Origin of the sequence: Streptomyces sp. NPDC001410 (assembly GCF_042895235.1) — a bacterium.
Classification (GTDB): domain Bacteria; phylum Actinomycetota; class Actinomycetes; order Streptomycetales; family Streptomycetaceae; genus Streptomyces.
In genome coordinates, this window is the sequence record NZ_JBIAWE010000003.1 from 575188 (window position 1) to 588265 (window position 13078).

General features: G+C 68.1%; 14 protein-coding genes and 2 pseudogenes. 7 read left to right on the forward strand and 9 right to left on the reverse strand.

Features of this window, described 5'->3' with window-relative positions; genetic code table 11:
• Positions 1 to 86 precede the first annotated feature (86 nt).
• Both ACFY3C_RS09330 and ACFY3C_RS09335 read right to left on the reverse strand, forming a co-directional pair.
• Positions 87 to 242 (reverse strand): hypothetical protein, encoded by a 156-nt coding sequence (locus ACFY3C_RS09330; protein WP_386577246.1) that lies wholly within the window; start codon positions 240 to 242, stop codon positions 87 to 89.
• A gap of 66 nt (positions 243 to 308) precedes the next feature.
• Positions 309 to 479: a transposase gene (locus ACFY3C_RS09335; protein WP_386577245.1), complete on the reverse strand. Its 171-nt coding sequence runs from the start codon at positions 477 to 479 to the stop codon at positions 309 to 311.
• Positions 480 to 832: 353 nt separating this feature from the next.
• Here ACFY3C_RS09335 and tsaA point away from each other — a divergent pair, with 353 nt between their 5' ends.
• Positions 833 to 1249, forward strand: coding sequence for a tRNA (N6-threonylcarbamoyladenosine(37)-N6)-methyltransferase TrmO (gene tsaA, locus ACFY3C_RS09340; RefSeq protein WP_390770338.1), 417 nt, complete (start codon positions 833 to 835; stop codon positions 1247 to 1249).
• 330 nt (positions 1250 to 1579) lie between these two features.
• On the opposite strand, the gene ACFY3C_RS09345 is transcribed toward tsaA, so the two are convergent.
• A complete protein-coding gene (locus tag ACFY3C_RS09345; RefSeq protein ID WP_390770339.1) occupies positions 1580 to 2776 on the reverse strand; it encodes an MFS transporter in 1197 nt (398 codons plus the stop codon).
• An 89-nt stretch (positions 2777 to 2865) separates the two neighbouring features.
• On the opposite strand from ACFY3C_RS09345, the gene ACFY3C_RS09350 reads away from it, so the two are divergent.
• Positions 2866 to 3627, forward strand: coding sequence for a DeoR/GlpR family DNA-binding transcription regulator (locus ACFY3C_RS09350; RefSeq protein WP_390770340.1), 762 nt, complete (start codon positions 2866 to 2868; stop codon positions 3625 to 3627).
• 388 nt (positions 3628 to 4015) lie between these two features.
• Here ACFY3C_RS09350 and ACFY3C_RS09355 read toward each other — a convergent pair whose 3' ends face one another.
• Positions 4016 to 4714: a DUF4097 domain-containing protein gene (locus ACFY3C_RS09355; protein WP_390770341.1), complete on the reverse strand. Its 699-nt coding sequence runs from the start codon at positions 4712 to 4714 to the stop codon at positions 4016 to 4018.
• A gap of 434 nt (positions 4715 to 5148) precedes the next feature.
• On the opposite strand from ACFY3C_RS09355, the gene ACFY3C_RS09360 reads away from it, so the two are divergent.
• Positions 5149 to 7143 carry a tetratricopeptide repeat protein gene (locus ACFY3C_RS09360; RefSeq protein ID WP_390770342.1) on the forward strand — a complete coding sequence of 665 codons (1995 nt, stop codon included), beginning with the start codon at positions 5149 to 5151 and terminating at the stop codon, positions 7141 to 7143.
• 304 nt (positions 7144 to 7447) lie between these two features.
• On the forward strand, positions 7448 to 7903 hold the full coding sequence (locus ACFY3C_RS09365; RefSeq protein ID WP_390770343.1) for a hypothetical protein: 456 nt from the start codon (positions 7448 to 7450) through the stop codon (positions 7901 to 7903).
• Between the two features lie 551 nt (positions 7904 to 8454).
• On the opposite strand, the gene ACFY3C_RS09370 is transcribed toward ACFY3C_RS09365, so the two are convergent.
• From ACFY3C_RS09370 to ACFY3C_RS09380, 3 genes and pseudogenes are all read right to left on the reverse strand, one after another.
• Positions 8455 to 8991 (reverse strand): hypothetical protein, encoded by a 537-nt coding sequence (locus tag ACFY3C_RS09370; RefSeq protein WP_390770344.1) that lies wholly within the window; start codon positions 8989 to 8991, stop codon positions 8455 to 8457.
• Positions 8984 to 9295, reverse strand: a pseudogene (locus tag ACFY3C_RS09375) (IS5/IS1182 family transposase); the annotation flags it as partial. The gene ACFY3C_RS09370 and the pseudogene ACFY3C_RS09375, both read right to left, overlap by 8 nt.
• A 161-nt stretch (positions 9296 to 9456) precedes the next feature.
• Positions 9457 to 9852, reverse strand: a complete 396-nt coding sequence (locus ACFY3C_RS09380; RefSeq protein ID WP_386577237.1) for a hypothetical protein — start codon at positions 9850 to 9852, stop codon at positions 9457 to 9459.
• Positions 9853 to 9960: 108 nt separating this feature from the next.
• Here ACFY3C_RS09380 and ACFY3C_RS09385 point away from each other — a divergent pair, with 108 nt between their 5' ends.
• Positions 9961 to 10302: a hypothetical protein gene (locus ACFY3C_RS09385; RefSeq protein WP_390770345.1), complete on the forward strand. Its 342-nt coding sequence runs from the start codon at positions 9961 to 9963 to the stop codon at positions 10300 to 10302.
• Between the two features lie 94 nt (positions 10303 to 10396).
• Here ACFY3C_RS09385 and ACFY3C_RS09390 read toward each other — a convergent pair whose 3' ends face one another.
• A complete protein-coding gene (locus ACFY3C_RS09390; RefSeq protein WP_390770346.1) occupies positions 10397 to 11083 on the reverse strand; it encodes a VC0807 family protein in 687 nt (228 codons plus the stop codon).
• A 321-nt stretch (positions 11084 to 11404) separates the two neighbouring features.
• Here ACFY3C_RS09390 and ACFY3C_RS09395 point away from each other — a divergent pair, with 321 nt between their 5' ends.
• Together ACFY3C_RS09395 and ACFY3C_RS09400 are read left to right on the forward strand one after the other, a co-directional pair.
• Positions 11405 to 11779: a hypothetical protein gene (locus ACFY3C_RS09395; protein ID WP_390770347.1), complete on the forward strand. Its 375-nt coding sequence runs from the start codon at positions 11405 to 11407 to the stop codon at positions 11777 to 11779.
• 171 nt (positions 11780 to 11950) lie between these two features.
• Entirely contained in the window at positions 11951 to 12499 is a 549-nt protein-coding gene (locus tag ACFY3C_RS09400) for a hypothetical protein (protein ID WP_390770367.1), read from the forward strand.
• A gap of 97 nt (positions 12500 to 12596) precedes the next feature.
• On the opposite strand, the pseudogene ACFY3C_RS09405 reads toward ACFY3C_RS09400, so the two are convergent.
• Positions 12597 to 12983 (reverse strand): annotated as a pseudogene (locus tag ACFY3C_RS09405) (hypothetical protein); the annotation flags it as partial.
• Positions 12984 to 13078 lie beyond the last annotated feature (95 nt).

Below are 13078 nucleotides of genomic sequence, written 5' to 3' on the forward strand. Positions count from 1 at the left end.
CGCCAGTCGCAAGAGCGTGTTCCCGCCGGTGAGGACCAGGGCGTGCGGGCGGCCGAGTCCGTCGACCGCCAGGTGGAGCTTGCTGGTCAGCCCGCCGCGCGAGCGGCCGAGTGCCCGGTTCCGGAGCCCCCTTTTCGAGCTCCGGCGGCATGCTGGTGGGCGCGGACGATGGGGGAGTCGACTGAGGTGAGCCAGTCGATGTCGCCGGCCGCGTCCGCCTTGGCCTGCGCGGCCTGCAACATTTGCTTGAAGGTGCCGTCCCGGGCCCAGCGGCGGAAGCGGGTGTGAAGGGTGGTCCACGACCCGTATCACTCCGGCACGTCCCGCCAGGCCACACCGGTCCGGAACCTCCACACGATGCCATTCAGGACCGTGCGGTCGTCCAACCGCGGACGGCCCGTCGAGGACGTCGGCAGCAAGGACCGCAGCAGATCCCACTCGGCATCGGACAGCTCATGGCGACGTATCACCCCGACCATGATCCACTAGCCGAGATCACTTTGACGACAGGCCCTAGTGGCGTGGTGAGGCGGCTGGTCAGGTCGGTTCGGGTTTGGGTCGATCTTTCGCAGTGCCGTTGGGGGTGGGCGACCGCGAGGTACCTCTGGGACCGTTGATCCGTCACTGATCAGGTCATGTCGAGATTCTCCAGCCGACGGGTGCGCTGGTCGGTCATCTGTCCGGCCCCGTACGCGCGTCGTCGCCCGGCGACGGTGGCCGATGGCGGTCCCCTTGCAGCGTCGGCGTAGGCGCGGGGAGGTCGGCCGATGGCGCTAGTGTGCCTGGACTGTCCGGTACGGGTCGGGGATGTGGCAGCCGGGAGGAGCCTGTGGTGCAGGAGCAGTCGTTCACCGTTGTGTCGATCGGTCGGGTGGAGTCACCGTTGCGGCGTCTGGAGGATGCGCCGTGCCAAGGTGACGAGGAGGCGCCGGAGGCGGATCTGTTGTTCGCCCCGGCGGTCGCCGCTGGGCTGGAGGGCATCGGGGTGGGGGCGCGGTTGCTGGTGCTGACCTGGCTGGACCGTGCGGAGCGCGATGTCCTGACGGTGCACCCGCGCGGCGATGTCTCCCGGCCCGTGACGGGTGTTTTCGCGACCCGGTCGCCGGATCGGCCGAATCCGCTGGGTCTGCACCGGGTCGAGGTCCTGGCCCGGGACGGTCTGCGGTTACGGGTCAGCGGTCTTGAGGCGCTGGACGGGACGCCGGTGGTGGACGTGAAGCCGGTTCTGGGTCCCGTCGGTGAACGTTGACCCGCCCGCCTGGGACGATCCGCCGCCGCGCGAACAGTGAGCGACGCCCTGACCTACCGGCCCCTCGTCGAATGCGCCGATTGCGGCCCTCCCGGAACCACCCCCGATGAGGACCTCTGCCCTGCCTGCCGGGCGAACGGCAGCACGTCCCGGAAGGCCAGGTCGCGGGGGAGCATCGCACCGACACCGCCGCGGCCGGGGGTGGCGTCTGTCTCGGGCATCGGGGCCCCTTCTGCGGGGCGGCGGGCTTCTCCCCACCGGTCAGGCAGCCGACTGGGGGTGAACGGGGAGCCTGTGCGGCACGGTGTCAGGGCCGTGCCGCACAGGTGGTCAGCGGCTGCTCTGCGCCATCTCGCGGGTGCGGTCGGATCCGGTGCGCAAGATTCCGGCGGTCGCAGCGGCGATCACGCACAGCACGGTCATCAGCAGGAAGGTGTGGTTCAGCGGCACGAGGTGGGTCGTCCAGCCGATGACAGCGGGGCCGGCCAGCATGCCGAGGTAGCCGAGCCCGGCGACGCGGGAGACGTTGGTGCCGGCAGCGGAGGGGTCGGCGTGACCGGCTGCGCTGAACAGCTGGGGTATCAAGCCGGACAGTCCCAGGCCGAACAGGGCCCAACCCGCGAACACAGGCCAAATCCACGGGGAGAGTGCCACGATCGTGATTCCGACGGCGGCCATGGCCGAGCCGTAGCGCAGGATGGCCACGGGCCCGAACCGGGCGGAGAGGCGGTCGGTGAGGAGGCGGCCGATGGTCATCGCTGCCGCGTAGGTGCCGTACCCGAAGGCGGCGGTGCTCGCGGGTGCACCGAGGATGGTCTTCAGGTGCAGCGCGCTCCAGTCGTTGGCGGCTCCCTCGCACAGCATGATCATCAGAGCTACGGCGGCGAGGACCCAGATGTGCCGGGGGGCGGTGCGCAGCTTCGTGGCCGGCTCTCCCTCACCTTCCGCAGTCGCAGTGGCGGATGCCGGCGCGGCTGGCAGCAGACCGCGTGCCGAGACCAAGGCGGTCACGATGCCCACCACTCCTGTGGCGCCGAGCGTCGCAGCCGGACTCATACCGGCGCTCGCGGCGCCTGCTCCGACGAGCGCGGCGATGACGCCGCCGACGGAGAACGTGGCATGGAAGGCCGACATGACGGGCCGGTCGTACGCCTTCTCCACGTGCACGGCGTGGGCGTTCATGCTCACGTCGAGGCAGCCGTTGCCGAAGCCGAAGACCAGCAGGGCACCTGCCAGCGTCCAGGGATCCCGTGGGAGGCCGGGCAGTACCAGGGCGGCGCTGCAGAGAACGCCGGTGGCGGGGACCACGACTCGCGTTCCGAGGCGGTCGGCCAGCCGACCCGCCACCTGCATACCGACGAAGGCCCCGAGACCCAGCAGCACCAGGAAGCCCCCCAGCGTTGAGTGGCTGATCCCCACGCGCTTCTCGATGGCGGGGATCTGCACCACCCACATGCCCACCAGGGTGCCGTTGAGGACGAAGTAGACGAAGGTCGCCACACGGGCGGCTCGGAGCGAAGGATCCATGCCAACGACCATAACGAACATCATGTGTGTTTGAAAAACAGATCTTCGAACAGCTTGTGTGTTCGTTTTGGGTGGTGTTCAATCGCGGTATGAGCAACGCAGACCGTCACCGGCTGATCGCCCAAGCCGTCAGAGAGTCGGGCAGTGCCACGGTCCTGAAACTCGCCGAGCTGACCGGCGCCTCGGAGATGACCATCCGGCGCGACCTCGACACACTGGCCGCGCAAGGCGTCCTCGAACGCGTCCGCGGCGGGGCGCGCACCCTGCTGCTCAGGGGTGAGGAGCCGCCCTTCGCGCTGCGTGCTCACGAGGCCGCCGACGCCAAGCGCCGGATCGCAGCCGAGGTGTCCTCACTCATCGCCGACGGCGAGACCGTCCTCCTGGACAGCGGCACCACCTGCCTGGAGGTCGCCCGCCTGCTGCGCGGACGGCCGGTCACCGTGATGCCCCTGTCATTGCAGGCCATCCACATACTCAGCGACTCGCCGAGTCCGACCACGCTGATGGTGCCCGGCGGACGGCCCCGCGCCGGAGAAGGAGCCCTGACCGGCCCCCTCACGCTCGCCTCCCTGTCGGCGCTGCGCTTCGACACCGCGGTTGTCGGCTGCTGCGGCCTGAGCGCAGCCGAAGGCCTGACCGCCTACGACCTCGACGACGCGGCGGTGAAGAAGGCAAGCATCGCCTCCACACGCCGCATCATCGCCGCCGCGGACGGCAGCAAGCTCGGCCACACCGCCTACGCCTACGTCGGCCCCTCCACGCTCCTGCACACCCTCGTCACCGACACCACGGCGCCCGCCGACGAGGTAGCCGCGCTCGAAGGCGCCGGCACCGTTGTGAAAACCGCCTGACGCCGCTACGAGGGGCGCACCGCACCGCGGACCAAGAAGGCCCCGTCCGTCATCGGCTCGCCGGAGCAGGCAGAGTTCCCGCACGGGCAGCGCCGCACCGCCGACTCTCTCGTCGCGACCATCGCGACGCGCGCGGCGGTGTTGGTAATGCCGGCAAAGGAGCAAGAGGCCACGCTGGGCCGGATCCGCGCCGTCCTCGCGAGTAGAGCGGGGACCTGCCGCGGCGCGTGTTGACGAGGCGGAGACGGTCGGGTCGGACGCGCCCGACCCGACCGCGCTGTCGGCCCGTGGCGTCGCCAGTGTCCGCCAGGCAGTCCCCGCACAGAGCAACTGCGAGCGCGAGGTTGAGCCCCCCAGCAGGACCGTTGCGCTTCACGAAAGCGCGCGGCTAGCCTGCCGACTCCACAGTCAAGTCACCGTTCGTTGTCGACAGATCCAAGCGGTACTTGCCCGAGGGGTCGTTCTTGAACGCCACCTTCTTGTCGCCGTGGGAGTCGTTCGCCGAGATCTGGTACTTGGCGGGCGGGGCCGTGACCGTGAGGTTGCCGTTCGTCGTGTGGGCCTCGATGTTCTGCGGGGTGGCCGTCTGGATCGTCACCTCGCCGTTCGACGTCTGCGTGTCGATGTCGCCGGCCTTGACGTCCTTGACGTTGATGTCACCGTTGGACGAGCGTAGCTTCACCGGGCCCGTCGCATTGTTCACCGTGATCTCGCCGTTGCTTGTGTGCACGTCGACCGTGCCGACATTGCTCAGCGTGAGGCTGCCGTTGGAGGTGACTCCCGTCACCGGAAGACCGGCGGGCACCTTGACGACGTAGTTGACGCCGCAGCCCTTGCCGCAGCCGGAGAGCGTCAGGACGCCGTTCTCGACGCTGAACGACGTGCCACTGGGCTTGTCACCGCGGTAGTTGACCTTGCGGTGCACGGAGATCGTCGAGATGTCTGCCGAAGCGGCCACCTTTACCCCGCCGTTCCTGCTGTCGAGACGGATCGACGTGATTTTCTGGTGCACCTCGGCGTCGTCCTCGAAGGTCTTCTGGTCGAGGGCCGAGCACGCGGAGAGGCCGCCGATGGTGAGAGCAGCCAAAGAGACTGCTGTAAGGGCGCGCGTCTGTAGGCGTCGCATGAAGTTCCCCCGTGTGGAGCGAGTTGAATCGGTGATCAGTCACTGCGACTTTACGCAGCCACAGTGCTGCCCACGATGGGGAAACCCCCCCAATGCCAGGACTGGGCTGACGCTCATGGCGACCGCGGCCACCGGCATGCCGGCTTCGGCAGCAGGTTCTGGGATCGGATGACGTTGCGGATCGGCGAGTGCCCGGCTTCAGGGAACGTTGCGCGGACGCGCCGACGTTCTCGTACACGATCGTGCTTTCTTCCTCGCCTGGTTGGTGGCTCCGCGGGCCCGGGACGACTGTGGCGGGTGGTGTCTTTGTTGAGGGGACTGCCAGGCGGGTGCTCGGTCGTGATCTGCCGTTGAATGGGGGGTGAGTCGAGCGTTCGGACGGTAACGTCGGTCTGGTGCTGGCTACGGTTTTCGGGTTGATCGGTGGCATTGCGGCGGCAGTCATTGGTGCGTGGGCGGCGCTTCGTGCTCGGCGCCTGCCGAAGTCGCAGGTCGAACTCGTCGATGTGGCCATTGTGCCGCCGTCGCCTTCGGTCTCGCTTTCGGCCTCGGGTTCGGCCTTGGGGCCGAGGGACATGTCTCCTGTGCTCGATGTGAAGGTTCGCAATACGGGGGGCCAGTCGGCCGTGCTCAAGCGTCTCGTGGTGCGGGTGGACCGCGCTGTGCGGTGCGGGAGCATGTTCGACGGTATGCGGTTGACCCCTTACCGTGCCCTGTGGGTCGGTGCGGTCTTGCCGGTGTCCGCCACGTACGACGTCGCGATACCGCCGCCGGAGGATGCCGGCGGTTCCCAGTGCGTCATCGGCCTCTCCCAGGTGGTGGCACAGGGAGAGGCGGACCGGTTCGAGGTCCGGCTCGGCATGGAGCCCACATTCGACACGTACGTGTACGGGCTGGACCTGGAGATCGTCTACGACGGGAACGATCGCCTGATGACCTCGCCGAAGGTGGCCGTCGCGTTCCCGCAGCGTGGTTTCGTGTATTCGGCCGACGAGATCCGGACCGTGATCAGAGGCTTCCTGGAAGAGACGGGGAAGGTCCGCGATGCGATCGACGCAGAGATGACCGAACGCGGGCTGTCCGTGCCCGACTGGGAGTCCGCACCGCCCCGGCGCCGCTCCGACCTGCCTGACGGCCTCGTGTCGGTGGACGGGATCGCCGACCTGTTCTCCTCCGGCGGAGGAGGCGTCTACGAGGTCACGGAGGCGTTCTGGGACCCGAGACGTGCGATCGCGGGCCATCTGCAGAGCTTCGAGCGGATGTACCGCGAAGCCGTCGAGATCACCGTCGGCGCGGCAGTCGCAGACGATGTCCTGACTGCGTCGCTTGCGCGGGCCGAGGCTGTCTTGGCTCAACTTCCGGCAATGTACGCGGAATTCGGGATTCCGGCGGCCGCAGAGGCCCTGCCTGTCGGCGAACCGGCGGGTACGAAGCAGCCGGCCAGGCTGATGGAGGAGATCCTGGATCACGACGGCGAATCCACGGCGCGGGAATCGGCGCTCGAGGAACTGCGGAGCCGTATCCGTGCCCGTGACGAGGGAACCTTCTGGTTTCTGGGTCGGCTGGCGGCAGGGGAGGGCGGCCCGGATTCCTGGCTCGCCCGCATCGGCCTCGGCAGGATGCCGAACGCTACCTCGGCGGCCGAACTGCTGGATGAGTTCCTCCGGCTCCGGGGTCCGGACGATCGGGAATCCCTCAACACCCGGCGCCATATGGCCAGACGCCGGGGTGGCGGTGACGCTGCGGGAGCTGCGGCTGCGCTCAAAACGCTCCTGGACGACGCCTCACGGGCGCTGGGGCCACAGGACCCCGACACATGTGCCACGCGCGTCGAACTCTTCCACTTCCTGGATGAGGCGGGCGACATGGCGGCCGCCGCCATGGTCGCTGCCGATATCGTCGCCGACCAGCGCCGGACGGTGGGACCGGATCACCGGAACACCATTCTCTACCGCCACACCCACGGATTCTGCCTGGGCGAGGCGGGGGATCCCGCGCGCGCCGTCGAAGTGTTCAGCGGACTTATCGGCGACGCCGTGCGGGTACTGGGCCCCGATGATCCCGACACCCTCAACGTCCGTCATGAGCTGGCCCGATGGCGGGGGAGAGCGGGGGACACCGCGGGTGCCGCCGCCGCGTTCGCCGAATTAGTCCCGGATCGCGTCCGCATCCAGGGACCCGACCACCCTCATACACTCCTGTCGCGGCACAATCTGGCGCTATGGACAGGTGAGGCTGGGGACGCCGTGGGCGCCACCGCTGCGTTCGCCGAACTGGTGGTCGACCGGCGCCGAGTACTGGGGCCGGAACACCCCGACACGCTCAAGAGCGAGCGCGCCCTGGCCCACTGGCGAGAGCAGTCTGGTCCGCACAGTCGTACTGTCCAATGAGCAACCCGCTCCTGTTCGACATGCGGCACCTGCTTGTCCCGGACGTGGAACGGAGCGGTGACCATCAGTTCCTCCACGGCCCTCCGCCGGACCCACGCCCACGCCCGCACCCGCTCGTGGCGCCCGTCAACCTCGACAAGGATGCCGTGCCGCACCGGGACGCACCGCAGGGCCCGTCCGAGCCAGATGAAGATCCGTATCGGGGCCCATGGTGGATGAGGGAGAGCCGAGACTCTTTGTGAACCGGTGGGGTGACACATCGGACCCAGCACCGGGGGGACGCGGTTCCTACCGGGATCTGTGCTTGTGCTTCGACCAGGCCAAGCCGCATCCGCGAGCCCGTGTCGGTTTCCACGCCGAGCGCCAGGACACCTCGGCCGATGGGTGGCAGCGTCTGCTGGGGTTGATCGACGAGGCTGCGGACGATGGGCGTGAGGAGTTCCGTCCTCTGGTCGAACTCAGCGACGAGGAACGGCGGCAGGTCATCACTCTGCCGCCGAGCATCGCCAAACTGACGGCGGTCAAGCGCTTCGTGCTCTATGGCAGCAACCTGGTCCGCATACCGCCCGAGATCGGTGCAATGAGCAGCCTGGAGGAGTTCAACCCCCTACACCTCGTACCGGCTGCACTGGTTCCCCTACGAGATCACCCGATGGTCCGAACTGGCCCGGAGCACGGTGAGCACCCGCGCACTGTTCGGGAACTACAAACTCCGTCCTCCCTTCCCCCGGCTCCAGCCCTCGCAGGACTCCGTTGCTGATCTCGACCTGACAGAGCTTGATGCCTGGAGCTGGGGAACCACAGCCATCCGTGGGTGCAGTGTCTGCGATCGGCCGATCGAGCAGGGCGGGCTCCACCAAGTGTGGATCTCTCTGCGGGTGGCCACCGACGTCTTGCCCCTCTTGGGCAGTGCCTGCTCGGCAGCTTGCGTTTCCGCGCTTCCCTCCGGCGCCGAGGACTACGCGCAGACGCCGCACAAAGGTGGCAGGGTCAAGCAGCCGCCGTCCGGCTGGGACTGATCTCGTTCATGTGACCTCCGGCGTAGCGGCGCACGGCTCCGCCGCGTTTTCCGTCGCTGCGCGTCCACGCTGTCCACAAGTACGTGGGAGAAGCGACAGTCCGTCCGGCCGGCCGAGGCCCGGGCGTCGGTGATCCTTGCGTAACAGAAGGCGTCGCCTCCCCCTGCACGGAGAGGACGATCAGCCACTGCTACCGCACCTGAAGCCCTCAGCTCGCCCTCCGCTCATGCGGGGAAGACCTCATTCTGTTAGGCAGCACAGGCGTCCGCTCAATCTCAACCTCGCGTCGGCATCAAGCGGCAGCATTGCTGATGACCTTCGCCAACTCGTCAGCCGACTCGGAGGTCAGACGGTAGAACCCCTGGAGGCTGATCGAACGTTCGAGGCGGCCATCGACCACGTACTTCAGGCCACGCGTGTGGCCTCGACGGTTCTGCCAGGTGAGCTCCGGCAGAAGGTCCCCGGGTATCGGCACGTCAAGGCGTACGGGCGTTGCGTCGACGTGCACCGCAGCGGCGCCGCAGCCCTCGGCACCGAGCATCGACCAGTCGCCATGCCCCGGAAACGCGGGATCCTGCCAAGACACGGGAACGGTGCCGCAGCAGTCGCGCCGCTCCATGTCGATCACCCGCATCCGGCTCACCACAAACACGACGCGCCGGTTCACGTGCAGCGCGTACACCTCATCCCCGGCACGGGCACCCGACCAGGCAGGTAGGGAGGAATGGACACCGCTGAAAGCGACCGGCGGCCGCTTACCGACGCGACCCTCCTTGCGCAGGGCACGGCACGTGTCATGGGTCCACAAGACGGTGAAGGCGTCAGACATGCCGTGATCCTATGCGCGGGCACTGACAACACTTCGTCGGCCGTCTCGCCTGCTGGGACCCCTCTTCGCGGGCCCCGGCGGCATGCTGGTGGGCACGGACGATGGTGGGGTCCACTGCTACGACCCAGTCCAGGTCGCCTTCGGTATCGGCCTGGACGAGCAGGGCGGTGAACACCCGCTCCCAGGTGCCGTCGATCGCCCCGTTCCGCAGCCGCGTGTAGAAGCCCTTCCAGGATCCGTACTCGCGCGGTAGTTGCACCCCCTGCGAGCCGGTCTGGAACTTCCACGCGATCGCGTCGATGGCCTGCCGTTGATCCCGTCAGCGCCCACCCCACCTGGGGATCTGTCTGACGGCAACAGCTCGATTCGCGCCCAGTGCGCATCAGTTAACGCCACGTTCAGACCAACGATCCGATGGCCGGCAGGGCAACAGTCGCGCCGCCTCTTCCAGGTCGGCTCGCCACGTCATGCCAAGAGCCGCCACCCGGGATCTGCCTCAGCGCGGGCCACCTCTGCGTTGTACTCGTCCGCGTCGAAGTCGAATTCCAGCAGCCGGCCCGCCCTGTGAGGAACCTGCCAGCCCGACCACTGGACGACATTCCCCGTTCGCTGCACAACCACGGAGAGAAAGCCGCAGCACCCTCCGGTGCACTCCGGCTCGCCCAACTGCACACGGCGCGGCTCAGACGTCGCCCGCAGCAAGCTGGGGAGCCCGATGGGCAACGCTTCCACTGCCAGAGGCCCACGGCCCCCAGGGCCCACCGCCTGCTCCACCACGTCCTTGCCGTTGACCCAGAAGCGCAGCTGGGCAGGGAAGCGTGGTCCCGGCGGCAGCGCCGTGATCTCCAACCGATCGAACATCAGGCCACCCTATGGCCGCCCACTGAACACCCTGACAGTGATCCAAGAGAAACGGCCAAGGTGTCCTGGCCCCCAGCACGGGTCGACTGGCGCCCCTGGAACGAGGCCATGGGTGTCATCAACCTCGTCGTCAGCAAAGACATCGCGGAAGCCGCACACGCCATCGATGAGGAGACCTGGCGGTTTCACATTGCGGTTCGGCGGGGTCTGACTCCCGAGGAGAGTTGGCTGGATCTTCGAGGGAGAGCCGTTGCAGCACAAGGGAACTTCATCGCCGTCGCCCGTCGCCATCTCTGGCTAACCGGGATCTTGGGCGCGCAGGCTGAACTCGCCCGGAAGTGGTGCACCGCTCTCTCCGACTCAGCCGAGCGATGCTCCATGAAGCCGAACAGAGAGAAGTGGTCGGCTTGGTCCTCGAGGCGGACACGCATCTCGCCGCACCTCTCCTGAAATGCCCCTACCCAGTGAAGCTGGAGGCGGAAGCACCGGACGGAGCTGCGCCTGGCGAGAAGGTGCGGGGCGTCTTGGTGCAGGGGGCGGGCGCTCACGTCGCCGCCGCCGGGGTGCCGAACAGTGGGAGGCCATGGCGAGTGCGGAAACGGCGGGTGCAGATGGCGGTGGCCACAGCGGCCAGGGCGAGCAGCACGAGGGACTGGACGCGGGCGAGCAGTGGCACCGTGTCGGTGGGCAGCGTGAGGGCGGCGAGCGTGCCGAATCCGCCGTCGAGGAGTTGCTCGGCGCCCCCGAGGAGAGTGAGGATGCGCAGTCCCCGGCGGAATTCGGCGGAGTCCTGCCACATTCTGCTCCGCGCGCGGGCCGCCGCTCCTCGATGCAGTCGCTGACCCAGCTGGAAGGCCAGTGGTTTGTGGGTGAAACCGGTGCTGAGCACCCAGCCGCCGACCACGAGGGACAGCACCGCGTCCTTACACAGAAGGGCGCGGGTGCCGCCGCCGATGAGAGACGCCGGCGCTGCCAAGGCCAGCAGGACCGTGCAGAACATGTCCATGCCGTCGATCCGGCGCTGCCTTACCGCGCCGAGCAGCAGGTGGAGGGCAGGTGGTGCGCCGCTCAACAGCAGCGCTGGGGCCTGGTCGGCGCCCAGGGTGCGGGCCACGTAGTAGACGACGAGCGGGAGGAGGATGTCGACGGCGAGCGAGAGCAGCGGGCCGTAGCCCCTGCGGGTTGGTTTCTCGGCCGTGGCGGACCGTGACGCGGGTTTCATGTCAGTCATCGCTGTCCCTCCTCGCCCCAATGCGGCCGCTGAGCCTGTGCGGCGCGGCCACCGGGCCCCTGGCTGCCTGAGCTGCGGCCGGACGACGCCGGCCTGTGGAAGAACGGTAGGTGCGGAGCGGGGGCAGGCGGATCGGAGCAGGGGTGGACAGCCAGGTGGAAACGAGGTGGAAGCCTGGGAGCGCGAACTCCACCAGTGCACCGCACCCCAGGGTGGAGACGACAGGCACCCCTCTCCCAGACAGAGCGGTCGCCATCGGAAAGCTGGGGCCAGCAGCTCCAGGGACTGTCTCCTAGATCCGTCCGTGAGATCGTCGTGCTCATGATCGAGTCCTGGGTGATCGATGACGACAGCACGGCCCCTGTGCCGTCCGAGGTGGTGCGGGAAACGCTTCGCACGAGGGTCGGCAGAGAGCAGCTTGAGACGTGGCTGACCAGTTCGTCTGGTCGATCGCTGGCCTTCGTGACGAACACCGAGCGCGCGATGGTGGTGCTGTTCGATGGGGAGGACGGCGAGCAGCATGCCGTAGACCCAGGAGCGCGCGGATCGAGCGAGGGGTTCGTCCTCTCCAACGGGCAGCATGATGAGTACCTGGACGAAGACACCGTGCCGATCGGTGAGGCGTTCAGGCTCGTGGAGCACATCGTCAGCACGGGATCCTGGCCTGCGGACGCGCGCTGGGTGGTCGATCGCTGAAGCGTCGGCCTACCGCCGGGCCCAGATGAGGATGGCGGCGAGGTGGAGTGCGGCCTGGTAGGCGATGGCGAGCGTGTCCGTTCGCATGGCCAGGCCGCGCCACTGCTTGAGCCCGGTTGATGCGTCGTTCGACCGCGTTGCGCTGCTTGTATGCCTCGGCGTCGAAAGCCGGTGGGCGACCGCCGGCGCGGCCTCGCCGCAGACAAGTGGCCCACCTGGTCGGATGGCTGGGGGATAACGGCGGGGATCCCACGGCAGCAGAGCTGCCTCCGGGGACGGCTACGGCAACGTCCGCAACTGCGTGAGCAGAACTCTGCAGGACAATCCCCAGCCGGTCGGGCCCCGGCCGTCATCGCACCACGCAGTGACCCGCTGGCTCTGACTCGCCCGGACGCCCTGATCGAGGGCGACCGGGTCCAGCTCAAGGCCCTGCTGGCCAACTGCCCCGAGCTGGACGCCCTCGCCGAGCACGTGCGGACCTTCGCCCACATGGTTACGGACCTGCACGGTGACCAACTGCCGGAGTGGATCGAATCAGCCAGAATCACTACCGACCTGCCCGGTCTCAGCCGGTTCGCCCAACACCTCGAACGCGACCTTGACGCCGTCGCCGCGCGCCTGACCCTGCCATGGAACTTCGGTGTCGTGGAAGGCCACGTCAACCGCATCAAGAGGCTCAAGCGCCAGATGTTCCGCCGCGCGGGCTTCGAACTCCTCTGAAAACGTGTCCTGTTGGCGTGACCGCGCGTCACCGCACCGCACGACGTGGTCCAGAGCCCGAAGATCAATTACAAGCCACGGAGCATGAGTCGGCGCGTTACTGCTCATCGAGGGATGCCTGCCGGGCAAGGAACTCCTCGAACGCCGCCTTCTGCTTCGGATCCATGAAGCCTTGGCGGACACTGCGGGCCTTCTCCTGGAGCCAGTGCGCCTCGTCGGGGTCCAGTAGCTCGGCGACCACCACGCCTTCGCGAGCAACCGCCGTGCGCCGTCCTACGCGACGACGAAAGAGCGTGAACGCGCCGAATTCCGCTGGGTGGGCCAGTTCCGGCTCCTCCGCCACAGCCCGGTTCTCTTCCCCAGCGCCACTCGTCGGGTAGGCGGTGGGGGCCCAGTGCTCCCAGAGCGCCAGCGTGGCCGCCGGCACTAGCACCGCGCGTTCCGCCTCGTCACGCCCCTCCCACATGAACGTGACGGTGACGGGTGTCGGCGTACAAGTGAACGTGCACCACCTCGTACGGATGAGAGTGCACCAAAGTTGATGCGGTCACGGGTGGGTGCCGCGAGTCTTCTGTCGTC

What these genes read in the sequence shown, in the direction of transcription:
- ACFY3C_RS09385 (WP_390770345.1), top strand. Translation starts at nt 9,961, where the DNA reads ATGGGTGTCATCAACCTCGTCGTCAGCAAAGACATCGCGGAAGCCGCA.
- ACFY3C_RS09350 (WP_390770340.1), top strand. Translation starts at nt 2,866, where the DNA reads ATGAGCAACGCAGACCGTCACCGGCTGATCGCCCAAGCCGTCAGAGAG.
- ACFY3C_RS09330 (WP_386577246.1), bottom strand. Translation starts at nt 242, where the DNA reads ATGTTGCAGGCCGCGCAGGCCAAGGCGGACGCGGCCGGCGACATCGAC.
- ACFY3C_RS09390 (WP_390770346.1), bottom strand. Translation starts at nt 11,083, where the DNA reads ATGACTGACATGAAACCCGCGTCACGGTCCGCCACGGCCGAGAAACCA.
- ACFY3C_RS09380 (WP_386577237.1), bottom strand. Translation starts at nt 9,852, where the DNA reads ATGTTCGATCGGTTGGAGATCACGGCGCTGCCGCCGGGACCACGCTTC.
- ACFY3C_RS09370 (WP_390770344.1), bottom strand. Translation starts at nt 8,991, where the DNA reads ATGTCTGACGCCTTCACCGTCTTGTGGACCCATGACACGTGCCGTGCC.
- ACFY3C_RS09345 (WP_390770339.1), bottom strand. Translation starts at nt 2,776, where the DNA reads ATGGATCCTTCGCTCCGAGCCGCCCGTGTGGCGACCTTCGTCTACTTC.
- ACFY3C_RS09335 (WP_386577245.1), bottom strand. Translation starts at nt 479, where the DNA reads ATGGTCGGGGTGATACGTCGCCATGAGCTGTCCGATGCCGAGTGGGAT.
- ACFY3C_RS09395 (WP_390770347.1), top strand. Translation starts at nt 11,405, where the DNA reads ATGATCGAGTCCTGGGTGATCGATGACGACAGCACGGCCCCTGTGCCG.